At 40.7% G+C, this 21714-nt stretch carries 20 protein-coding genes; 14 read left to right on the forward strand and 6 right to left on the reverse strand.

Going from position 1 to position 21714, the window contains the following annotated elements; translation table 11 throughout:
• Positions 1–24 precede the first annotated feature (24 nt).
• The 3 genes from PING_RS05970 to trhA all read left to right on the forward strand — a co-directional run bounded on the left by PING_RS05970 (position 25) and on the right by trhA (position 3113).
• Entirely contained in the window at positions 25–849 is an 825-nt protein-coding gene (locus tag PING_RS05970; RefSeq protein ID WP_011769528.1) for a carbon-nitrogen hydrolase family protein, read from the forward strand.
• Positions 850–868: 19 nt separating this feature from the next.
• The gene (tldD, locus tag PING_RS05975; RefSeq protein ID WP_011769529.1) at positions 869–2314 is read left to right on the forward strand and encodes a metalloprotease TldD; all 1446 of its coding nucleotides are present in this window, start codon (positions 869–871) and stop codon (positions 2312–2314) included.
• Positions 2315–2420: 106 nt separating this feature from the next.
• Positions 2421–3113 carry a PAQR family membrane homeostasis protein TrhA gene (trhA, locus tag PING_RS05980; RefSeq protein WP_232279406.1) on the forward strand — a complete coding sequence of 231 codons (693 nt, stop codon included), beginning with the start codon at positions 2421–2423 and terminating at the stop codon, positions 3111–3113.
• A 114-nt stretch (positions 3114–3227) separates the two neighbouring features.
• On the opposite strand, the gene yjgA is transcribed toward trhA, so the two are convergent.
• Positions 3228–3734 carry a ribosome biogenesis factor YjgA gene (gene yjgA / locus PING_RS05985; protein WP_011769531.1) on the reverse strand — a complete coding sequence of 169 codons (507 nt, stop codon included), beginning with the start codon at positions 3732–3734 and terminating at the stop codon, positions 3228–3230.
• Between the two features lie 324 nt (positions 3735–4058).
• Here yjgA and pmbA point away from each other — a divergent pair, with 324 nt between their 5' ends.
• Positions 4059–5384, forward strand: coding sequence for a metalloprotease PmbA (pmbA, locus tag PING_RS05990; RefSeq protein ID WP_011769532.1), 1326 nt, complete (start codon positions 4059–4061; stop codon positions 5382–5384).
• Between the two features lie 55 nt (positions 5385–5439).
• Here the strand turns inward: pmbA and PING_RS05995 are convergent, their stop codons facing one another.
• From PING_RS05995 to rsfS, 5 genes are read right to left on the reverse strand one after another with little or no spacing between them, the layout of a single operon-like run.
• Complete coding sequence (locus tag PING_RS05995) at positions 5440–6222, reverse strand: septal ring lytic transglycosylase RlpA family protein (protein WP_011769533.1); 783 nt, start codon at positions 6220–6222, stop codon at positions 5440–5442.
• Between the two features lie 6 nt (positions 6223–6228).
• Positions 6229–7329 (reverse strand): rod shape-determining protein RodA, encoded by a 1101-nt coding sequence (gene rodA, locus PING_RS06000; protein WP_011769534.1) that lies wholly within the window; start codon positions 7327–7329, stop codon positions 6229–6231.
• 2 nt (positions 7330–7331) lie between these two features.
• Positions 7332–9218, reverse strand: a complete 1887-nt coding sequence (gene mrdA, locus PING_RS06005) for a penicillin-binding protein 2 (RefSeq protein WP_011769535.1) — start codon at positions 9216–9218, stop codon at positions 7332–7334.
• Between the two features lie 6 nt (positions 9219–9224).
• Complete coding sequence (gene rlmH / locus PING_RS06010; protein ID WP_011769536.1) at positions 9225–9695, reverse strand: 23S rRNA (pseudouridine(1915)-N(3))-methyltransferase RlmH; 471 nt, start codon at positions 9693–9695, stop codon at positions 9225–9227.
• Entirely contained in the window at positions 9695–10021 is a 327-nt protein-coding gene (gene rsfS / locus PING_RS06015) for a ribosome silencing factor (RefSeq protein ID WP_011769537.1), read from the reverse strand. Before rsfS ends, rlmH begins: the two co-directional genes overlap by 1 nt.
• A 302-nt stretch (positions 10022–10323) precedes the next feature.
• Between rsfS and mraZ the strand changes: the two genes are divergently transcribed.
• From mraZ to murG, 10 genes are all read left to right on the forward strand, one after another.
• Positions 10324–10782 carry a division/cell wall cluster transcriptional repressor MraZ gene (mraZ, locus tag PING_RS06020; RefSeq protein WP_011769538.1) on the forward strand — a complete coding sequence of 153 codons (459 nt, stop codon included), beginning with the start codon at positions 10324–10326 and terminating at the stop codon, positions 10780–10782.
• A complete protein-coding gene (rsmH, locus tag PING_RS06025; RefSeq protein WP_011769539.1) occupies positions 10782–11729 on the forward strand; it encodes a 16S rRNA (cytosine(1402)-N(4))-methyltransferase RsmH in 948 nt (315 codons plus the stop codon). The genes mraZ and rsmH overlap by 1 nt, the downstream gene beginning before the upstream one ends.
• A 1-nt stretch (position 11730) precedes the next feature.
• Positions 11731–12045, forward strand: a complete 315-nt coding sequence (gene ftsL / locus PING_RS06030; RefSeq protein ID WP_041766028.1) for a cell division protein FtsL — start codon at positions 11731–11733, stop codon at positions 12043–12045.
• Positions 12042–13874 carry a peptidoglycan D,D-transpeptidase FtsI family protein gene (locus PING_RS06035; RefSeq protein ID WP_011769541.1) on the forward strand — a complete coding sequence of 611 codons (1833 nt, stop codon included), beginning with the start codon at positions 12042–12044 and terminating at the stop codon, positions 13872–13874. Before ftsL ends, PING_RS06035 begins: the two co-directional genes overlap by 4 nt.
• Before the next feature lie 23 nt (positions 13875–13897).
• A complete protein-coding gene (gene murE / locus PING_RS06040) occupies positions 13898–15406 on the forward strand; it encodes a UDP-N-acetylmuramoyl-L-alanyl-D-glutamate--2,6-diaminopimelate ligase (protein ID WP_157035310.1) in 1509 nt (502 codons plus the stop codon).
• Positions 15407–15482: 76 nt separating this feature from the next.
• Positions 15483–16952 carry a UDP-N-acetylmuramoyl-tripeptide--D-alanyl-D-alanine ligase gene (locus PING_RS06045; RefSeq protein WP_011769543.1) on the forward strand — a complete coding sequence of 490 codons (1470 nt, stop codon included), beginning with the start codon at positions 15483–15485 and terminating at the stop codon, positions 16950–16952.
• Positions 16953–16991: 39 nt separating this feature from the next.
• Positions 16992–18074, forward strand: a complete 1083-nt coding sequence (mraY, locus tag PING_RS06050; RefSeq protein ID WP_011769544.1) for a phospho-N-acetylmuramoyl-pentapeptide-transferase — start codon at positions 16992–16994, stop codon at positions 18072–18074.
• 1 nt (position 18075) lies between these two features.
• Positions 18076–19413, forward strand: a complete 1338-nt coding sequence (gene murD / locus PING_RS06055; RefSeq protein ID WP_011769545.1) for a UDP-N-acetylmuramoyl-L-alanine--D-glutamate ligase — start codon at positions 18076–18078, stop codon at positions 19411–19413.
• The gene (gene ftsW / locus PING_RS06060) at positions 19413–20633 is read left to right on the forward strand and encodes a putative lipid II flippase FtsW (RefSeq protein WP_011769546.1); all 1221 of its coding nucleotides are present in this window, start codon (positions 19413–19415) and stop codon (positions 20631–20633) included. Before murD ends, ftsW begins: the two co-directional genes overlap by 1 nt.
• The gene (murG, locus tag PING_RS06065) at positions 20623–21690 is read left to right on the forward strand and encodes an undecaprenyldiphospho-muramoylpentapeptide beta-N-acetylglucosaminyltransferase (protein WP_011769547.1); all 1068 of its coding nucleotides are present in this window, start codon (positions 20623–20625) and stop codon (positions 21688–21690) included. Before ftsW ends, murG begins: the two co-directional genes overlap by 11 nt.
• Positions 21691–21714 lie beyond the last annotated feature (24 nt).

Here is a 21714-nt window from a genome sequence, read left to right on the forward strand (position 1 = left end):
GTATACTATGAAAGGAAACTGACAATGAGTTTTAGTCTATCAGCAATACAAATGCACAGTTTGAGTCTTCCTAGTGAGAATTTAGCGCGTTTAAGGGTCTTGTTAGCGGCATTGTCTCCTATTCCAGGGCAATTGGTGCTATTGCCTGAGAATGCTCTCTGTATTGCAGACAAAGACCATTATTTAGCTTTATCCGAAAATTTGGGAAAGGGTTATTATCAGTCACTGTTGAGCGCCCTTGCAAAGCATTACCAATGTTATTTAATCTGTGGCAGTTTCCCGATTAAAAGTACCATAACGGATAAAATATTTACAACTTGTTTGGTGTTTTCGCCTTTGGGTGAACTCATCAGTCACTACCATAAAATGCATCTTTTTGACGCACAGGTTGCGGACCACAAAGGAATTTATAAAGAGTCAGATACCTTTGTTCCCGGGCAAGAAGTGAAGTTGTTTAACTGGGACTGTGGCGCTTATTCAGTCAAAGTTGGATTAACTATCTGTTACGATTTACGTTTCCCGGGTTTATTTCAAACATTACGCAAACAGGGAGCGGATATTTTATTAGTGCCCGCCGCCTTTACACAAACAACAGGACAGGCGCACTGGTTACCTTTATTACAAGCCAGGGCAATAGAAAATCAGTGTTATATTATTGCTGCGAATCAGAGCAGCCATGAAACCTATGGTCATTCCATGATTATTTCACCCTGGGGTGAAGTACTTGAACAATTAGCAGAGGGTGAAGGCAGTATTCACCACCTCTTTGAAAAATCACAGATAGAAAAAATTCGTCAAGCTATGCCGATACTTGAGCATAACCGTTTTACAACCTTAACCAGCTTTTAAAAGTTTAAAGGAAATATTCATGTCCTTCGATAAAGTATGCGAACGATTTTTAGCCCCTGCACAATTACAAATTAGTGATTTAGAATCTCAGCTTGCAGCTCTTAATAGCAATCAAATTGATTATGCCGACTTTTATTTTCAGTCAAGTCGACACGAATCGTGGTTGTTGGAAGATGGGATTGTCAAAGATGGCAGTTATAACATTGAGAAAGGTGTTGGCATCCGTGCGGTTTCAGGAGAAAAAACAGGTTTTGCCTATTCTGATCAAATTTCGTTAAAAGCAATTAAAGAGGCCGCTGATGCGGCTAAAAGTATTGTTAAAAGTGGTCAGGAAAAACAGCTAAAACTTATTCTGCCAACCCCTTCGAAGTTAATTTATGGTGAATCCGATCCTCTGATAAGTTTATCGAGAGAGAAAAAAATTGCGCTCTTAAAGCAGGTTGATCAGTTTACCCGCGCCTTAGAGCCTTCGGTCACCGATGTCACTGTCTCTCTAAATGCTGTTTATGAAGAAATTCTGGTGGCCGCGACCGACGGTACCTTAGCCACTGATATTCGCCCGTTAGTTCGTTTTGGTTGCTCGGTGTTGATTGAAAAAAAGGGTAAACGAGAGCGTGGCAGTGCAGGTGGCGGTGGACGTTTTGATTTGGACTATTTTATTGATAGCAGCGAAGGAGAAGAAGTTGTGTTCGGTTATGCGCGTGCAGCCGTTCATCAAGCTTTGACTAATATTGAGGCTATCGACGCGCCCGCAGGCTCAATGCCTGTTATTGTTGGTGCAGGCTGGCCGGGTGTGTTATTACATGAAGCAGTAGGACATGGTTTAGAAGGTGACTTTAATCGTAAAGGTTCATCGGCTTACGCGGGACGCATTGGTGACAAAGTCGCGTCAGAGCAGTGTACTATCATTGATGACGGTACCCTTGGAGATCGTCGCGGCTCTCTTAATATCGATGATGAAGGCACTAAAACTCAACGTAATGTGTTAATCGAAAAAGGTGTTTTAAAAGGTTATATGCAGGATAAAATGAATGCTCGATTGATGGGGGTTGCACCTACCGGCAACGGCCGCCGAGAATCCTATGCCCATTTGCCAATGCCGCGTATGACCAACACTTTTATGCTTAATGGCACTTATGCTCATGAAGAATTAATTGAAAGTGTTAAAAAAGGTATTTATGCACCTAACTTTGGTGGAGGTCAGGTTGACATCACCTCGGGAAAATTTGTGTTCTCCGCTTCCGAGGCTTACCTGATTGAAAATGGTAAAATCACTACACCGATTAAAGGTGCTACCCTGATTGGTAACGGTTTTGATACGATGCAACAAATCTCTATGGTCGCCAATAATATGGCGCTGGATTCAGGTGTCGGTGTATGCGGTAAAGAGGGGCAGAGTTTGCCTGTGGGCGTGGGACAACCCTCAGTGAAAGTTGATCAACTAACTGTTGGCGGGACTAATTAAACAAATTTTCTGCAAAGTAAACTGGTCTAGTGTGAAGCGCTAGGCTTAGGCTGGTTATTTTAGGGATTTAAAATAATTAAGTTAGGGTTAATGTTAACGCAAAAAATTGATTGGATTTTTATGTGGATTGTTATTAGGTTGTCTATCGTTATATTATTTTATCAGCCGTGTTATGTATTACGGTGAGAGACTCAATAGCATCACGCATCTGGTGGGGGCGGTTTTAGCCCTCATTGGTTTTGGTGTATTATTAACACTGGCTATGCAAGAGAATAATTGGCGAATATTGGTCAGTTTTACTATTTTTGGCTTTACCCTTGTGCTGCTTTATTCTATGTCTACTTTGTATCACAGCTTGCACTCTCCGAAACTTAAAAAAATATTCCAGAAGCTCGATCACATCTCAATTTACCTGTTAATCGCAGGCACCTATACACCTTACATGCTGGTCTCATTAGAAAATAATAACGGTCTGCTGATGCTGATAATAGTATGGGGATTAGCTATTATTGGTTTACTCGTCGATATGTTGGTTAGCAAACGTATTGAATGGTTACAAGTGTCAATTTATTTGTTAATGGGCTGGATTTGCCTGTTTAATTATTCACAATTTCAGGCCGCTATCCCCGCTGCAGGGATGATTTGGCTGACCGTTGGGGGAATAGCTTATACGGCAGGTATTCTTTTTTATATTTTGGACACGCTGAATAAATTAACCCATGCTCATGGCATCTGGCACCTGTTTGTTTTATCGGGCTCTATCTGCCATTTCATCTCTATTGCTGGATATGTCAGATGAGTGAATAATTGGTTTAATAACACGATATTGAAGCAGTACTCGCATGGCGGAAGAGTTGTAAATCTAAAAAGAGAAATGAGTTGAGCATTTCTCTTTTTTTTGATGGGCCGAAAGTTATAAACAAATAGGTTTTAGGTAAGTAAATAAATCCTTGGCAGCCTTGGCGGGTTTTTCTAATTTTTTTTCCTTATTTGCCTGACGCACAAGTTGACGCAATTTTTGACGATCAAGCTGCGGATATTCTACTAATAACTGCTCTACTTTATTATCCCCAAGCTCGATTAACTGATCCCTCAACAATTCTAAGTTTTGTGTCGCATGGGTTAACTGCTGATGTTTATTGTTCAATTTATCAAGGGCAGTTTGAATCACGTCAATGTCTTCGGTTCTGAGTACTTTACCTATATATTGTATTTGACGGCGCAGTGCTTCGTGCTTGCCGCTAATTTTATGGGCAACAGAAATAGCATGAAAAAGTGATTCACTTGCGGGTATCTGAGCAAGTTGTTTTTTATTTAATGCAACTAGTTCACGACCAACCAATTTCAGGGCTTCAGCATCACGTTTAATTTGCGATTTACTGATTTCATCCTCAACAACTTCTACAACTTTTTTATTCATAAATTTATTTTCTATCACAGTTAAATGGAATAATTACTTACATGATAACATCATCACAAGAAGCTTGCTTTAAAGCATGTTATTCTATTATACGCGAACGATTCTAAAATGCAGTATTCACTGTGCCAAGAGGTGATTTTTCAGCATGATAAGTGCGCGTCATAAAGTGGCTAATAACATGATATTGTTGCCGGGAAGGGTTATTGGCAAAAGCTTGTTAGCTGATTTTTATGGCGTATTCTTATTAACCAGGAATTTGTTTTTTAACTGATTCGGATACTTTTCACGATCAAATTTTATTTTATTCTAAGTGGTGTATTAATAATGATTGAACAGAAACAACAACTCGAAAATGCGGTTAATGAGGCATTAACATTTGCTCAGCAGCTTGGGGTTAATCAGGCTGAAGTTGCACTCGGAAAGGCGACGGGTATTTCTGTTAATACACGCTTGGGAGAGGTCGAAAATATTGAGTTTAATCATGATGGTGCGATGGGAATTAGCGTGTATGTAAACCAATGTAAGGGAAGTGCATCAACGGCTGATTTAAGTTTAGAAGCCATTCACTCAAGCGTTAAAGCTGCGGTAGATATTGCCAAGTTTACCAGTAAAGACCCGTTCTCCGGTTTATTGGATCCTGAATTTTTAGAAAAAAATCCACTTGATTTAGATCTTTATCATCCCTGCAACTATACGACAGAAGAGTTTTTGGCAGTTGCCAAAGAGTGTGAGGAGATCGCATTATCCAGTGACTCGCGTATTGTGAACTCCGATGGGGCCGCATTTAACAGTCATTCAAGTCTCAAAGTATATGGTAATACCAATGGTTTCCTGCACAGTTATGCAACCAGTCGTCATAGTTTAAGTTGTGTGTTAATTGCAAAGCAGCAACAGGAAATGCAACGAAATTACAGTTACACTAGCGGGCGGGACGTTAATGACCTATTGAGCGCAAAATGGGTGGCAGAAGATGCTGCAAAGCGTACTTTAGATCGTTTAGGTGCAACTAAAATAAAAACCCAAGAAAGCGCGGTTATTTTTGCCCCAGAAGTTGCTACCGGCTTATTTGGGCATCTCGTTGGTGCTATCAGTGGGATGAGTTTGTATAAAAAATCAAGTTTTTTACTGGATAGTTTAGGGACGAAAATATTTCCTGAATGGATGCAAATTTCGGAGCACCCGCATATTATGAAAGGTCTAGCCAGTGCGCCCTATGACCAGGAAGGGTGCAAAACGATTCAGCGAAATATTGTTGAAAGTGGCGTACTGCAGACCTATTTATTACCCGGCTATGCTTCTCGCAAAATGAAAATGGAAAGTACAGGCCATGCCGGAGGCATTCATAACTGGCATGTTAAAACAGGTGATTTAGATTTGCCCGGATTATTTAAAGAAATGGGCACTGGGTTGTTTGTTACCGAATTAATGGGGCAAGGTGTGAATTTGGTGAGTGGAGATTATTCTCGCGGAGCGAGCGGTTTTTGGATTGAGAATGGGGTGATTGTTTGTCCTGTACATGAAATTACCATTGCGGGAAATTTAAAAGAGATGTTTATGGGGATTGAAGCGATCGGCAATGATATTGATCCGCGCAGCAGCCTTAAAACAGGCTCTATTTTAATTAACAAAATGAAAATAGCCGGGCAATAATAGTTTGGGTATAAAAAATAAGCCTATTTTCGAATAGGCTTATTTTATTTAAACATTATTTCTTATGCACAATAAATGCCTGCGGGTAACCATTTTTTATTTCAGCCAATATTTTTTCTGCTCTTAACTGACTATTAAAGGGTCCTAAACGTAATTTGTAAAGTTCATCTTCTTCGATAAATAAACTTTTTACTTGATATTCAGCCCTGTATTTTTTACCTAAATCATTAGCTTTGTCTGCGGAATAAGTGACTAAGTACTGAATGTAATAATCGCCGTTAAACTGATTGCTCAAATCTTCCTGTACAGGGAAATGGAGAAGTTGAATTTCAACTTTTGCCGTACCCGTTTTTAAAATATCGAGTTTATAGGCCGCAGCGTATGACAGATCAATAATTCGTCCTTCGTGAAAGGGTCCTCGGTCATTGACCCGCACAACGATCCGTTTGTTATTTTCCAAATTTATTACCCTAACATAACTGGGTAAAGGTAAGTTTTTATGGGCTGCGGTCATTGCAAACATGTCATAACGTTCACCATTTGAGGTTAAGTGGCCATGAAATTTATTACCATACCACGAGGCTATGCCTCTTTCGCTCAGCTTGGTAATACCTGTCAGCACCCTGTAATCAATACCACGCACAGTATAATCTTTATTGCCACCCAGAGAATAAGGTTCATAACGAGGATTAACATCTTCAACATGACCCAATGGGGGAGGGTTATCCGGACGGTGATCATTCTCTATTTGATAACGGCCGTCGGCAGTATCCTGAGAGCTGCATCCAATAAGCATCATAGTCAGCAGAAATATGAGTGATATTTTAAATTTGCGCATTTTTTATCAGTTTGTATTAAAACGTTTATGGGTATTAATAGACATTAACACCCCGAAACCGGCTATTAAAGTAACAATTGAGGTGCCTCCATAACTTATTAACGGCAAGGGGACGCCTACTACGGGTAATAACCCACTCACCATGCCAATATTTACAAAAACATAAACAAAAAAAGTAAGGGTAATACTGCCTGCAACTAATTTTGTGAAAGCATCTTGGGCTTTGTTTGCTATCCATAAACCACGCGCAATAATAAACAGATAAATGGTTAACAACATTAAGATACCGATAAAACCAAACTCTTCTGAAAAAACAGAAAAAATAAAATCAGTGTGGCGTTCAGGTAAAAATTCAAGCTGAGATTGTGTTCCTTGTAACCAACCTTTACCCGAGAGGCCACCTGAACCGATCGCTATTTTGGACTGGATAATATGATACCCCGCGCCAAGCGGATCAGATTCAGGATTAAACAGAGTTAATACACGACTTCGCTGATAATCATGCATTAAATAAAACCACAGGACGGGGACAAATGCGATCAAAGCGGTCGCGGCTATTGAAAGATACAACCATGAAATCCCTGAAAGGAAAAGTGCAAAAACACCCGATGACGCGACTAATATAGCAGTGCCTAAATCTGGTTGTACTGCTATTAAGAGGGTCGGGACAAGGACAATTAACAAGGATACAAAAATCTGTTTTAAACGTGGTGGTAAATTGTATTCGCTTATATAATAAGCGACCATAAATGGCATAATCAGTTTCATTATTTCAGACGGTTGAAATTTTGTAAAACCCAGGTCTAACCAGCGTTGCGCGCCTTTGCCTGTATGACCAATGACCAGCACTGCGATTAGCAGTAATATAATAATAACAAAAATAGCCGGTGTCCAGCGTTGGTAAATTTCAGGGGGAATTTGCGCTATTACAAACATGACGGCAAGGGCAATGGCTAAACGAATGACTTGCCTGATTAACATCTCATAACCAGCAACAGAATATAATATGGTTAGGCTTAACCCCATTAAAGAAAATAATCCTATTAGTAGCAGCGGATCTATGTGCAAACGATAAAAAATGCTCTTTTGAGCTTGCGTGCTGAGCATTATTATAAGCCTAACGATTGAGTAGCAGGAGAGGGTGACGTATTTTTAAAATATTCATCAAACAAAGAACGGACAATCGGGGCTGCGTGACTGCTACCACCCCCGGCATTCTCCAGAACAACACTGGCGACAATTTCAGGCTCTTTAAAGGGCGCAAATGCTACAAACATTGCATTATCCCGATGACGCTCTTTCATGCTATCGGCATCATAGGATTCATTTTCTTTGATATTAACAACCTGTGCCGTACCCGATTTACCGGCTACGGAATAGGAGGTGCCGACAAATGCTTTATCAGCAGTACCGGCTTTTTTATTAGTAACGGCATACATAGCATCTAAGGCGACTTCCCAGTAATGATCATCCTTTAGCTGGATCGGTTTTTGCGCTTCGCGTGTGGGGGTAAAAGTACTCTCCCCTGAAATAATGGACTGCAGCATATGTGGCTCTATTACCTTACCTTTCCGGGCTAAGATTGCCGTGGCTTTGGTTAGTTGAATCGGTGTAACCGTCCAGTAACCTTGCCCGATACCCACCGATATTGTATCACCGTCGTACCATTGCTCGTTAAATCTTGCTTTTTTCCATTCACGAGAAGGCATGATTGCTTTTGTTTCTTCCCCTATATCAAGACCACTATAATTGCCAAAACCAAACTTTTTCATAAAAGGACTCATGCGGTCAATACCCGTTTTATAGGCGGTTTGATAAAAAAAGGTATCACAGCTTTGTTCTATGGCCTTGTGAACATCAACTGTACCATGGCCCCATTGCTTCCAATCACGAAAGCGGCGTTTAGAATTGGGGACAATCCACCAACCAGGATCGAATATTTCTGTTTGTTCGGTTATAACACTGGCATCTAACGCGAGCAAAGCCATTTGTGGTTTAATGGTTGAGGCTGGCGGATAGCGTCCCTGAGTGGCCCGGTTAATCAGCGGACGGTCTTTTGATTGCAGGAGTGCCTGATATTCCCGCTGACTTATGCCTTGCACAAAAAGGTTAGGATCATAACTTGGACTGGAGACTAAACTTAAAACGCCACCTGTGTTCGCATCCAGTATAACCACGCTACCGCGATTTTCACCCAATAATTGTTGTGCTTTTAATTGCAGTTTGACATCAAGGTTTAATATAATGTCTTTTCCCGGGATAGGCGGGGTAAAGCTCAGAGTACGTATTACTTTTCCCCAACTGTCTACTTCAACTTGACGTTGGCCAGGCTCCCCATGTAATAAATCTTCATAATATTTTTCGATGCCCAGTTTACCGATATATTCCGTTGCCCGATAACGTGCGCTTTCGCCCCGCTTTTCAATTCGTCGCAGGTCAGCGCTATTAATTTTGGCGATATAACCCAAAGCATGCGTGAAGGTATCAGCAAAAGGATAAAAACGTTTAAGATTCGCTTGAATCGAAAAGCCTTTAAATCTATGTTGATTAACGCTAAAAAGAGCGACCTCTTTTTCGCTTAATTGTTGGCGAATGATGATAGCTTTGAAGGATCTTGCATAACGGTTTTGTTCGTTAAAATTTTTGATTTCTTGATCCGTTAACGCTAATAATTTTTGTAATTCAAGGATATTTTCATCTAAATTTTCTGTCTTATTAACGATCACCTGCAGATTATAAACTGGCCGGTTCTCGGCAATAATGATGCCATTACGATCATAAATAAGGCCTCTGTTTGGCGAGATCGTTTGTACACTTATACGGTTGTCATTTGAACGTGTTTGATATTTTTCAAAGGAGGTTATTTGCAGGTAATAGAGGTTGCTAATTAATACCCCTATTGCAATGACTATCGCAATAAAAATTACCAGAGTACGGCGCATAAAGAGTGCGGATTCTGCGGAATGATTCCTTATGGGAATGCGTTTTTTAACCACGTCGTATTATTCTCTATGGTATGGGTGGTTAATTGTTAAAGTAAAAGCGCGATATAAACTTTCGGCGACGATAACTCGTACTAAAGGATGGGGCAAGGTTAACGCTGAAAGTGACCAGCGTTGTTCAGACTTTGTAATGCATTCAGGCGCAAGCCCTTCAGGTCCACCGATTAATAAACTAATATTTCTTGCATCTAACTGCCATTTGCCCATCTCATCGGCAAGCTGTTCAGTTGTCCATGCTTGTCCCGTCACTTCCAGTGTGACAATTTTATTACCTTTGGGGATTGCTGCAAGGGTCAATTCCCCCTCTTTTTTCAATATCCGTTTTATATCCGCATTTTTACCACGCTTCCCAGCATTGATTTCCAGCAATTCAAGTTGCATCTCTTTTGGAAAGCGTCGCGCATATTCTTGGTATCCTTTTTCAACCCAGTCGGGCATCTTTGTGCCGACTGCGATTAACTGAATTTTCATTAAGCAGACTGTTCCCAAAGTTTTTCAAGTTGATAAAACTGTCTTGTTTCATCCTGCATAACGTGGACAACAACATTACCCAAGTCCAGTAATACCCACTCACTGCCCTCTAAGCCCTCGATACCTAACGGGGATTCACCTGCATTCTTGGCTGCCAGTGCGGTTTGTTCTGCGACAGAACGAACATGACGCTTAGAATTACCCGTACAGATAATCATAGTATCAGTTACATCTGAGGTGGCAGAAACATCGATTACAGTAATATCTTTCGCTTTGAAATCTTCAAGATGTTGTAATACAAATTTTTTTAATTGTGCGTCTTGCAAAGGGAATTCCTTTAATAATTGAGTTAAAAATTTAATCAGTCACATAGTATACCACGACCAATCTCTGCCGGGATAGTCTTGATGATCATTTGACCTTTTTATATTCACACCGATTGATTTAATTAGCCCCATTTATTGTGACTGCTGCCAACTATACCGTTAAATAATTAGATCCTTTCCTTGCAAAAATGGCATAGTTTATTAGACTTCTGATCAAATGTGGGGGAAAGTGCACAAAAGTGGATCTTTTTCTCTAAATTAGCTCGTTTTCATTACAATAAAAAGATGGATTTTAGATAATCATGTTGCGTGGCGCGAATGCAATTAATCTTGATACAAAAGGAAGAATCGCTATTCCAACTCGATATCGAGATTGGTTGGGGGATACTTGTCAAGGTCAATTTGTCTGTACTATCGATATCCAGTCGCCTTGTTTACTTATCTATCCGCTTAATGAATGGCTATTGATTGAAACAAAATTACGTGCTTTATCGAGTACTAACCCACAAGAGCGTCGTTTACAGCGTCTTATTTTGGGATATGCAACAGAAAGCGAATTAGATAAAAGTGGGCGAGCTTTAATCGCACCAACCCTTAGACAACATGCAAAACTACAAAAAAAAGTGATGCTGGTGGGGCAATTAAATAAATTTGAATTGTGGGACGAAGATATGTGGAATCAACAGATAAAAAATGATTTAGAGGATGGGTTGCCGACAGGAATAGAATTAAGTTCAGGGTTAAGGGAGTTTTCACTTTAATGGCAAAACATACAACAGTATTATTGGATGAAGCGGTTAACGGCTTAGGTTTAAAAACAGACGGTATATATGTAGATGGTACCTTTGGACGTGGAGGGCATTCTCGGCATATTCTTGGCCAGTTAGGGGCACAGGGAAGATTAATAGCAATCGATCGTGATCCACGTGCGATTGAGACCGGCGAAGCGCTGATGAAAGAAGATCCTCGTTTTACTATTATCCATGGTCCATTCTCCGGGTTAGCGGAATATATAAAAGAGTTGGGGCTCGCAGGGCAAATAGATGGTGTGTTATTAGATCTGGGTGTTTCTTCTCCGCAAATTGATGATGCTGATCGTGGTTTTAGTTTTATGCGTGATGGCCCGTTGGATATGCGCATGGATCCTACCTCGGGTATAAGTGCAGCACAGTGGTTGGCAAAAGCGGATGTTGATGACATTGGATGGGTATTAAAAACCTTTGGAGAGGAAAAGTTTGCCTTCCGTATTGCCCGCGCTATCGTTGCGGATCGCACGGAAACACCCTTTTTACGCACGCTGCAATTGGCTCAATTAATTGAACGTCTCTGTCCTAAAAGAGAAAAGAAAAAACATCCTGCAACCCGCAGTTTCCAGGCTATCCGGATTTATGTTAATAGTGAATTGGAAGAGATTCATAAAGTACTTGATGGCGCACTGGAGATATTAGCTATTGGTGGACAGTTATCGGTGATCAGTTTCCATTCTTTAGAAGACAGAATAGTTAAACGTTTTATACGTAAACAGGAGAAAGGGCGAGAGTACCCCCCCGGTTTACCCTTAACAGAAGCACAGATGCAACATGGCAAAACGCTTAAATCTCTCGCTAAAGCACTAAAACCAAGTGCGGAAGAAATTAATGAGAATACGCGAGCACGCAGCTCTGTTTTACGTGTTGCACAGAAAATAGCAGAACCAGAGAGCGAATAACTTGAGCACACCCAATACGCATTTATTATGTTTAATAGCCACCGATTTACGCAAACATTTTTTTGCTGTTTTGGTTGGGATGCTGATTGTATGTAGCGCGATTTACAATGTTTATACTACCCATAAAACACGTGGATTGGTCACTCAAATAGAGCGCTTAGCACAGGATAAAGACGACTTGATGATGGAGTGGCGAAATTTATTAATTGAAGAGCACACATTGGATGAGCACAGTCGTATTCGTCGTATTGCGCTTAAAAAATTGTCCATGTCACAGGCAACAAAAAAGAACAGTGTATTGGTGGAACTGAGATGAAAATAAAACGGCATTTGAAAAAGCAAAAAATGGCCCTAAAAACACCCGGGAAAAATGTTTATGAAACCTTTTCCTCGTGGCGTTATATTTTTGTTTCAATCACGGTTGCGACAATTGCATTGCTGTTAATCAGTCGCTTAGCTTATCTGCAGATTATTGAACCTGAATATTTAACCAACGAAGCGGATAAACGTAGTTTACGCATCACAGAATCAGTGGCTCATCGTGGTAACATTCAAGATCGAAATGGCGAAGAGTTAGCGATCAGTGTACCTGCCTATGCAATTTGGGCGGATCCTAAAAGAGTAAAAGCGGCATTCGCTTTTACGGAGCAGGAATGGTTAGACAGTATTGTTGTTAATCCTGAAACAGGCAAAGAGACAGTTAATAAAACGTTTTTCTACGAGTCAAAAAAATGGGCCGCTTTAGCTGACGTTTTGGATATTGAGCTGGATCAACTTGCTGAGATTCTCCAAAAACCCAACTCCCGATTTTCTTACCTTAAACGCCAAGTAAACCAACAGATTGTAGAATATATCAACCAACTGAACTTAGCCGGAATCTCCGAACAGCTTGAGTCACACCGTTTTTATCCTACAGGAGAAATTAATGCCAATATTTTAGGCTTAACCGATCTTGATTCTCAAGGTATCGAAGGCATTGAAAAAAGTTATAATAATTATCTCCAGGGGCAAAGTGGACAAAAAAGAGTACGTCAAGATCGCCTGGGTAATGTTATTGATAATATCGAAGTGCTTAAAGTTAAAAAAGCGGCAGGCAACTTACAACTTAGCATTGATCAGCGAATCCAGGCGGTTGCTTACAGTGAGCTAAAACGTGCGATTAAAATAAATGATGCAACATCGGGGTCTATTGTTGTTTTAGATGTTAATACGGGAGAACTTTATGCGATGGCAAACTGGCCCTCCTTTAACCCGAATGATCGTGCTCAGTACCAGCCATACAAACTAAGAAATCGTGCCATAACAGACACCTTTGAACCAGGGTCAACGGTTAAGCCATTAGTAGTATCGAGTGCCCTTATTTATAAAAAAGCGGATGTTGATGAAGTGATAGATACTTCACCGGGTTGGATGAATATCGGTGGTCGAAGGATTCACGATGGTCATAATCTGGGGAAATTAGATCTGGCCATGATCTTAAAAAAATCCAGTAACATTGGTGTCAGTAAACTAGCCCTGCGCCTGCAACCTGATCAATTACAACAAACTTTTTCTGACTTTGGCTTCGGTAATAATACTGGCATTGGTTTAATAGGAGAGAGTTTTGGTCGTTTGCCACTGCGTGGCCGATGGTCTGATTTTGAGTTGGCGACCATGTCTTTTGGGTACGGTATAACAACGACTACCCTGCAACTTGCCAGAGCTTATGCCATTTTAGGCAGTGGCGGTGTGCAATACCCCGTCTCGATATTGAAAAATGCAGCTGCGGTACAAGGAGAGCAGGTGATCCCAAATAATATTGCCCGAGAGGTTGTGGCCATGATGGAGGGCGTTACTGAAAAGGGAGGGACTGCGCCTAAAGCGAAAGTTGAAGGTTACCGAATTGCAGGTAAAACTGGGACGTCACGTAAAGCCGTAGCGGGGGGGTATGGAGATGATTATGTCGCGGTTTTTGCCGGATTAGCGCCTGCAAGTAACCCGCGTTTTGCAATAGTTGTAATGATTAATGAGCCGCAAGGCGACCGATATTATGCGGGTGATGTGGCTGCGCCGGTTTTTTCAGCTGTGATGAAAAGTGCACTTTTATTAAGTCACGTTCGTCCTGATGATGAGAATGATAGTTATACTTATTTAGAGTCAAATTAATCATGCATAACGACTCGCAAATAATGTTATTAGACGATTTGATTAAACCTTGGTTAAGTGACTATGATCCTTCGATTAGGGTCTCCGGTCTAACCTTAGACAGTCGTCAAATTTGCCGTGGTTACCTGTTTATCGCACTTCAGGGAGCACAACATGACGGGCGTTTATTTATTGAAAAAAGCCTCAAAATGGGCGCTTGTGCTGTTTTATCGGAAACTAAAAACCGATCCGAGCATGGTCAGGTAACTATAAAATCAGGTGTGCCAGTGTTCGCAGTTTACAAACCTGCGGCTATTTTAAGTGCACTAGCCTATCGTTTCTTTTTTAGGAAAATCAAGTTACATAAAGTGATTGCTGTGACGGGGACCAATGGAAAAACCACGATAGCAAGTTTGTTAGCTGACAGTTTTATGCTCTTAGGTAAACAGAGCGCGCAAATGGGCACCATTGGAAACGGTTTATTCGGGCAATTAAAAAGCAGCTTAAATACAACCTTAGACGCTATATCGGTATTTTCTGAGTTGCATTGTTATCAGCAGCAGAGGGCTGAATATACGATAATGGAAGTCTCCTCTCATGGACTGGACCAGGGGCGTGTTTCCGCCGTACCTTTTTTTAGCGCAATATTTACTAATTTAACCCGCGATCACCTTGATTATCATGGCTCGATGGAGAATTATCATTTAGCTAAAAAAAGCCTATTTGAAAAGTATCCTCTCAAGCAACGTATCATCAATGCAGATGACCCAATCGGCGCACAGTGGTTAACTGATTTTCCGGATGCTATCAGTTATGGTTTTAATGCCAAAGCCTTAACTGATAAACAATCTTATCTACGGGTAACAGATGTTGATTATCATGCTCAAGGTGTCACTTTTGCATTTCACTCAAGTTGGGGGAAGGGAGTCGTATCAGCCCCCTTTTATGGTGATTTCAATGTGTCAAATTTGGCTGCTGTATTAACGCAATTATTGGTAGAAAATGTCAGCATAGAACATGTACAAACAATCTTTCCTAAATTAAGTACCGTGCCTGGGCGGATGGAACAGTATTACTTTGCGGAAAAAAACATCACCTTTGTGGTTGATTACGCACATACACCCGATGCATTAGAGAAGGTATTACTGGCACTGCAGAAACATAAATCTTCAGGTCGTCTGATTTGTGTTTTCGGCTGTGGTGGGGACCGCGATACGGGTAAACGTCCACAAATGGCTAACATTGCGGAATCTTATGCTCAAAAAGTGGTGTTGGTTGATGATAATCCACGCACAGAAAATGCTCAGAGTATCATTGAAGATATATTACAAGGTTTTGCCAGACCCGATAGAGTTGAGGTGATCCATGATCGCCGCCAAGCAGTGAATTTTTTATTAAATTCAGCACAATCCGATGATATTGTGCTGCTGGCTGGGAAGGGACATGAAGATTACCAAATCTTTGGCACACAACGCGTGCATTATAGCGATCGAGAATGTTTAGCTTCATTACAAAAATCAGCCGATCTGGTCGATTATTCTGCACATAAATAAGCACAACCTATCTGTAAGAAATAATGGTAAAGTATGATAAAAAGTGACTGTCACGCCAGAGCGAGCAGGCATAATAATGACCTTTACCACAATAAAAAAAGAAGAAGGTATTAACATGATCAGCCTAACACTTGCTGAAATAGCCAAAGCAACCGCTGGGCAGATAATTAATTGTGAGCACCCAGAGGCAGTTTTCAATAATATCAGTACCGATACCAGACAAATCAAATCGGGTGATCTTTTTATCGCACTGCGCGGTGAACGCTATGATGCGCACCAATTTTTAGAAAAAGCCGTGCAACAGGGGGCGGGGGCGTTATTAATTGATCAGAAAAAAAGGAGTGATTTACCCTGTGTTCTGGTACAAGATACGAGAATTGCATTAGGCCTATTAGCGAGTTATGTCAGGCAGCAAATAGGCAGGTTAAAATGCGCCGCTATTACCGGCAGTAATGGTAAAACAACCACCAAAGAATTACTCAGTGCAATACTTTGCTGCCATACTGGTAATAATGAAAATGTGTTAGCAACCGCGGGTAATTTTAATAATGATATCGGTTTACCCCTTACTTTATTACGTTTAACCGAAAAAACACGTTATGCCGTGGTCGAGTTAGGTGCTAACCATTTAGGTGAAATTGCCTATACGGCGCAACTTACAAAACCCGATGTGGCATTAATAAATAATGTAATGCCTGCTCACCTTGAAGGTTTTGGATCGCTGCAGGGTGTCGCACAAGCAAAGGGGGAAATTTGGTCAAGTCTTGGAGACACTGGCATCGCGGTGGTGAATTTAGATTCTGATTTCGCCAGTGAGTATTTAACCCAATTAAAAAAATTAAATAGACAGGTATTCACATTTTCTAAAGAGAGTGAAAAAGCCCATGTGAGTGCGTCAAATATTATTTTTTCTTCCTTGGGTAAGGCATCTTTTCGGCTTAATGTGATGCTTAATAGGGACCCGCAAGCAATCTCTATTCAATTGAATTTAGCTGGATTACATAATGTAAGTAATGCGCTTGCTGCCGCAACAATGGCACTTGCATTAGGCTGTAACCTGAAGGATATACAGGCGGGTCTAGGTTTAGTGCAACAGGTTGAGGGGCGAGTTGATAGTCGTGAACTCAATAAATTAGTGACCTTGATTGATGATACTTATAATGCTAACCCTGCTTCTGTGAAAGTGGCTATTGATCTGCTCCAACAATACGCTTCTTCCCATCTTCTTGTTCTTGGCGACATGGCTGAATTAGGCGATTTTAGTGAACATGAGCACTTTCTGATTGGTGAGTATGCAGCGCAAAAAGGGATTCAAACGTTAATCACTTTCGGTAAGCTTACGTTTAAAACATACCAGGCTTTCAAGCAAGCAGGGCAGGGTGAAGCCCTGCATTTTGCTGATAAGAAACAATTAAATGCTTACTTAGAAAACAGACTATTAGAGCAAAAAAATAAGCTGACGATCTTAGTGAAAGGCTCGCGTGGTTCAAAAATGGAAGAGGTTGTTAACTTTATCAAGCAGGCAGCCAATAAATTCAGCGCTTGATGTGCTAACAATAATAATTAAATAATAGGGTATAAGACTATGATCGTCTGGTTAGCAGAGTTACTTTCAAGCCAATTTACATTTTTAAATGTACTAACATATCTGTCAGTGCGAACAGTTATGGCGGTATTAACCGCGTTAGCATTTTCGCTGTTTTTTGGGCCTAAATTAATACGTTTTTTACAAAAGTTTCAGATTGGTCAAATCGTCCGGCAGGATGGCCCAGAATCTCATTTCAGTAAGGCTGGGACGCCAACCATGGGTGGTATTTTGATTCTTGGTGCAATCACCTTCTCAAGCTTATTATGGGCTAGATTGGACAATTCTTATGTTTGGATAGTGCTGTTCACAACGCTTGCTTTTGGTGCAATTGGTTTTATGGATGACTATTTAAAAGTGGTCCGTAAACACCCTGACGGTTTAATTGCCCGCTGGAAATATTTTTGGCAATCTGTTACTGCGCTTGTTCTTGCTGTTGTCTTATTTTTAAGCGCAACAACGCCGGCGGAACTGACTTTTGTTATGCCATTTTTTAAACAATATATGCCTTATCTTGGTTTGGCTTTTATTCCCTTAGTCTATTTTACCGTGGTAGGTAGCAGTAATGCTGTTAATTTGACCGATGGTTTAGATGGATTGGCTATTATGCCGACTGTGATGGTTGCAGCTGCATTTGCATTAATTGCCTACCTGACAAGCCATGTTAATTATGCGCATTATTTGTATATTCCCTACATTCCTAAGGCCAGTGAATTGGTGGTTATCTGCGGTACTATAGTAGGAGCGGGGTTAGGGTTTTTATGGTTCAATACCTATCCTGCACAAGTGTTTATGGGTGATGTGGGTTCACTGGCATTAGGGGCTTTACTCGGTGTAATTGCTGTTTTGGTTCGTCAAGAAATCCTGCTGGTTATTATGGGGGGGATATTTGTAGTGGAAACACTGTCGGTTATTTTACAGGTAGGTTCATATAAAATGCGTAAACGGCGTATTTTTAGAATGGCACCCATTCATCATCATTATGAGAAAAAAGGTTGGCCTGAGCCGCGTGTTATTGTCCGTTTTTGGATTATTACCATAGTGTTAGTATTAATAGGTTTAGTGACCTTAAAGGTACGTTAAAATGTCAAACCAACAGATTGCAGTACTAGGGCTTGGAGAAACCGGATTATCTTGTGTTAATTTTTTATTAAAACAAGGTGAGCAAGTGACTGTATTTGATACGCGGCAAAGCCCTCCCGGTGAGGATAAGCTTGATAGTTCAGTTAAACTTATCAAAGGTGAATTAAGCTTTGAGTTGCTCGCCAAGTTTAATTTAATTATTGCAAGCCCGGGCATCGCGTTGGCGACGCCGGCATTACAATTTGCTCTGGCCAATGGTTGTGAGATTATTGGTGATATAGAGTTATTTGCTAGAGAGCTTTCAAAACCTGCTTATGCACATGCTAAATTAGTTACTATCAGCGGTTCAAATGGTAAAAGTACAGTGACCAGTTTACTTGGCGAAATGGCGGTCGCTGCAAAAATAAAAGTGGCTGTTGGTGGTAATATTGGCATTCCCGCCCTTGATTTACTTTCTCCTGAAATTGATTTGTATATCTTAGAGTTATCGAGTTTTCAATTAGAAACTACCTTTTCATTAAATGCGGATATCGCAACGTTATTAAATATTAGTGAAGATCATATGGACAGATATGACTCCTATGCGCAGTATACGGCAGCGAAACATCGTCTCTATCAGCAATGTAAAATGGCACTGTATAATCGCGATGATAAGCTCACTTACCCAAAAAATCATAGTCTTAATAAAACCAGCTTTGGTTTTGATAAGCTTGCTTATGGATTGGTAACCGATGCAGATAAGCAGATTTTTTTGGCAAAAAATGGTTCCCCAATACTCGCTGCTAAACAATTGAAATTGAGTGGTAAGCATAATTGGATGAATACGTTGGCCGCTTTTGCATTGGGTGAGGCTGTCGGTTTAAGCGAAATCGGAATGTTTACAGCCTTACAAGCATATTCTGGTTTGCCGCACCGTTGTGAATTTGTTGCTGAGATAAACAATGTTCGTTGGATAAACGATTCAAAAGCCACCAATATAGGTGCCGCACAGGCTGCATTATTGGGTTTGTCCGAAACCATACCGGGTAATGTGCATGTTATTTTAGGCGGTGATGGCAAAGGTGCCGATTTTAGTGAGTTAGCGCTGGTGCTGAAAGAGATCCAAGGGATGATCGTCTGTTTTGGAGTTGACGGAAAAAAAATAGCGGCACAACATAAACGCGCACTGCTGGTTGAAAATTTAGAGCAGGCCGTTGAGAACATTTTCACAACGGCACAAGCAGGGGACTTGGTCATATTAAGCCCTGCTTGTGCCAGTTTAGATATGTATAAAAACTTTATGCAACGAGGAGATCACTTTAAACGCTTAGTCAAGGCATTGCCAGCGAGAAAAAACTGATGGCATTATTTAATCTTTTTATACAAAGGAGTACCAACAATTCCTCTGAGCCCTATGACAGGCAACTTTTAATTGCTACGTTTATTCTTATGTGTATTGGCATGGTGATTGTTGCATCTTCTTCAATTCCCGAAGGTATTGCCCTCTCAGCAGATCCCTTTAGTTTTCTTAAGCGTCAAGCATTCTATTTATTACTTTGTTTAATACTGCTGTGCGCAGTTGTAAGTATTCCTATGGCACACTGGTATAAGCATCAAGGAATAATACTTAGTTTGATATTTTTAGGATTGATTGCGGTTCTGCTGGTGGGTACCGAAGTAAACGGTGCGCATCGCTGGTTGCGATTAGGTCCTGCTAATATACAACCATCAGAATTTGCTAAGCCTGCGATTATTTTCTTTTTAGCAAGTTATCTGTATCGCCGTCAAAAAGAAGTGATCGATACCATAAAAGGTTTTATGAAACCCCTGATAGTATTATTTGCTTTTTCATTATTGTTACTAAAACAGCCCGATTTGGGGTCAATAGTGGTCATTATTGTTATTATGATGGGGATGTTATTTATTGCCAATGCAAAGTTGATTTCATTTATTGGTATCGGAGCCGCGTTGTTGACTGCGATCATTGCGCTGATTATGACCTCATCTTATCGTATGGAACGTGTTTTTGGATTTTTAGATCCTTGGGCTGAGCCCTTTGGCCGAAGTTATCAATTAACTCAATCGCTGATGGCCTTTGGCCGGGGTGGTTGGTTTGGACAAGGTTTAGGCAATTCCGTCCAAAAATTAGAATATCTACCCGAAGCACATACGGATTTTATAATGGCAATACTGGCAGAAGAATTAGGTTTTATAGGTGTTAGTCTGGTCCTTATTTTGGAATTTTATTTGGTTTATAAAGCCTTTTCTATTGGTAAAAATGCCCTTAAGCAAACCTTTGTTTTCGCTGGTTATGTTGCTATCGGTATTGCCATTTGGTTTTTTTTCCAAACGGCTGTTAATATTGGCGCTGCATCTGGCATTGCGCCAACCAAAGGGTTAACGCTTCCTTTAGTGAGTTATGGCGGCTCTAGCCTGATTACTATCTCGCTGGCAATAGGTTTATTATTACGTATTGATTATGAAACCCGTATTGCAACTGCAGAAACGCTTATTAAAAAAATCAAAGGATCTAAAAAAGCTAAATTAAAAGAAACAGTAGGTGAAGTTGATGCGCAATAAAAAAACATTAGTGGTCATGGCAGGCGGTACCGGTGGGCATGTATTCCCGGGACTTGCAGTGGCAGATGCACTAAAAGAGCAGGGTTGGGCAGTCAGTTGGTTGGGCACAGCGGATCGTATGGAAGCGCAACTTGTCCCTAAACATGGATATGAAATAGATTTTATCGATATTGCCGGCATACGGGGAAATGGCCTAAAACGTTTATTGATGGCACCCATTCGGATCATTAAATCAATCTGGCAAGCACGTTCTGTGTTAAAAAAACGCAGGGTTGATTTAGTCTTGGGAATGGGGGGATTTGCCAGCGGACCGGGTGGTATTGCCGCCTGGAGCATGGGGATTCCGGTTATTTTACATGAGCAAAATGCCGTGGCCGGACTAACAAATCGAATTCTATCACTATTTTCCAAGCGTGTATTAATGGGCTTTTCAGGTGCTTTTAAAAGTGGTAAAGCTATTTTGGTGGGCAACCCTGTGCGCAAGCAGCTTGTTGATCTGCCTGTAAAAAAAATCTCGTCTGAGGATGTGGCCCTTAAAGTACTCGTGGTTGGTGGGAGTTTAGGGGCTAAAGTATTAAATGACTTATTACCCGCCGTTTTTAGTTCGTTTGACAATGAAAACTTTAATATTATGCATCAGAGTGGTGAAGGACATTATCAGGCTGTGCAAAAAGGTTATGAACAACGGCTTGTTAAGGCAAATGTGCAAGAATTTATTACTGATATGGCGAGTGCTTATGACTGGGCTGATTTGGTTATTTGCCGCGCGGGGGCGTTAACTGTTGCGGAATTAGCGGTTGTCGGTTTACCCGCGATTTTTGTTCCCTTGCCACATGCCGTTGATGATCATCAAACTAAAAATGCCCAATATTTAGTCTCCCAAGAGGCGGCGGTGTTAATCGCACAAAAAGAATTAACTGCAAAAAAAATAAGCGATTATTTGCGTCTATTTCTACAAAATAGAAAATTATTGACTGCGATGTCACAAAAGAGTAGAAAAGCAGCCATTATTGATGCAACAGAGAGTGTTGCATCTATCTGTAATCAATTAGTTTAAGCAATACGCAATGACATATTGCTG

It is taken from the genome of Psychromonas ingrahamii 37 (genome assembly GCF_000015285.1).
Lineage (GTDB): Bacteria > Pseudomonadota > Gammaproteobacteria > Enterobacterales > Psychromonadaceae > Psychromonas > Psychromonas ingrahamii.

Coding starts and splice junctions, on each gene's coding strand:
- ftsW (WP_011769546.1), top strand. CDS start 19,413: ATGGCATTATTTAATCTTTTTATACAAAGGAGTACCAACAATTCCTCT.
- murD (WP_011769545.1), top strand. CDS start 18,076: ATGTCAAACCAACAGATTGCAGTACTAGGGCTTGGAGAAACCGGATTA.
- mraY (WP_011769544.1), top strand. CDS start 16,992: ATGATCGTCTGGTTAGCAGAGTTACTTTCAAGCCAATTTACATTTTTA.
- PING_RS06035 (WP_011769541.1), top strand. CDS start 12,042: ATGAAAATAAAACGGCATTTGAAAAAGCAAAAAATGGCCCTAAAAACA.
- pmbA (WP_011769532.1), top strand. CDS start 4,059: ATGATTGAACAGAAACAACAACTCGAAAATGCGGTTAATGAGGCATTA.
- rsmH (WP_011769539.1), top strand. CDS start 10,782: ATGGCAAAACATACAACAGTATTATTGGATGAAGCGGTTAACGGCTTA.
- rlmH (WP_011769536.1), bottom strand. CDS start 9,695: ATGAAAATTCAGTTAATCGCAGTCGGCACAAAGATGCCCGACTGGGTT.
- tldD (WP_011769529.1), top strand. CDS start 869: ATGTCCTTCGATAAAGTATGCGAACGATTTTTAGCCCCTGCACAATTA.
- PING_RS06045 (WP_011769543.1), top strand. CDS start 15,483: ATGACCTTTACCACAATAAAAAAAGAAGAAGGTATTAACATGATCAGC.
- mraZ (WP_011769538.1), top strand. CDS start 10,324: ATGTTGCGTGGCGCGAATGCAATTAATCTTGATACAAAAGGAAGAATC.
- yjgA (WP_011769531.1), bottom strand. CDS start 3,734: ATGAATAAAAAAGTTGTAGAAGTTGTTGAGGATGAAATCAGTAAATCG.
- rodA (WP_011769534.1), bottom strand. CDS start 7,329: ATGCTCAGCACGCAAGCTCAAAAGAGCATTTTTTATCGTTTGCACATA.
- murE (WP_157035310.1), top strand. CDS start 13,898: ATGTTATTAGACGATTTGATTAAACCTTGGTTAAGTGACTATGATCCT.
- murG (WP_011769547.1), top strand. CDS start 20,623: ATGCGCAATAAAAAAACATTAGTGGTCATGGCAGGCGGTACCGGTGGG.
- PING_RS05995 (WP_011769533.1), bottom strand. CDS start 6,222: ATGCGCAAATTTAAAATATCACTCATATTTCTGCTGACTATGATGCTT.
- PING_RS05970 (WP_011769528.1), top strand. CDS start 25: ATGAGTTTTAGTCTATCAGCAATACAAATGCACAGTTTGAGTCTTCCT.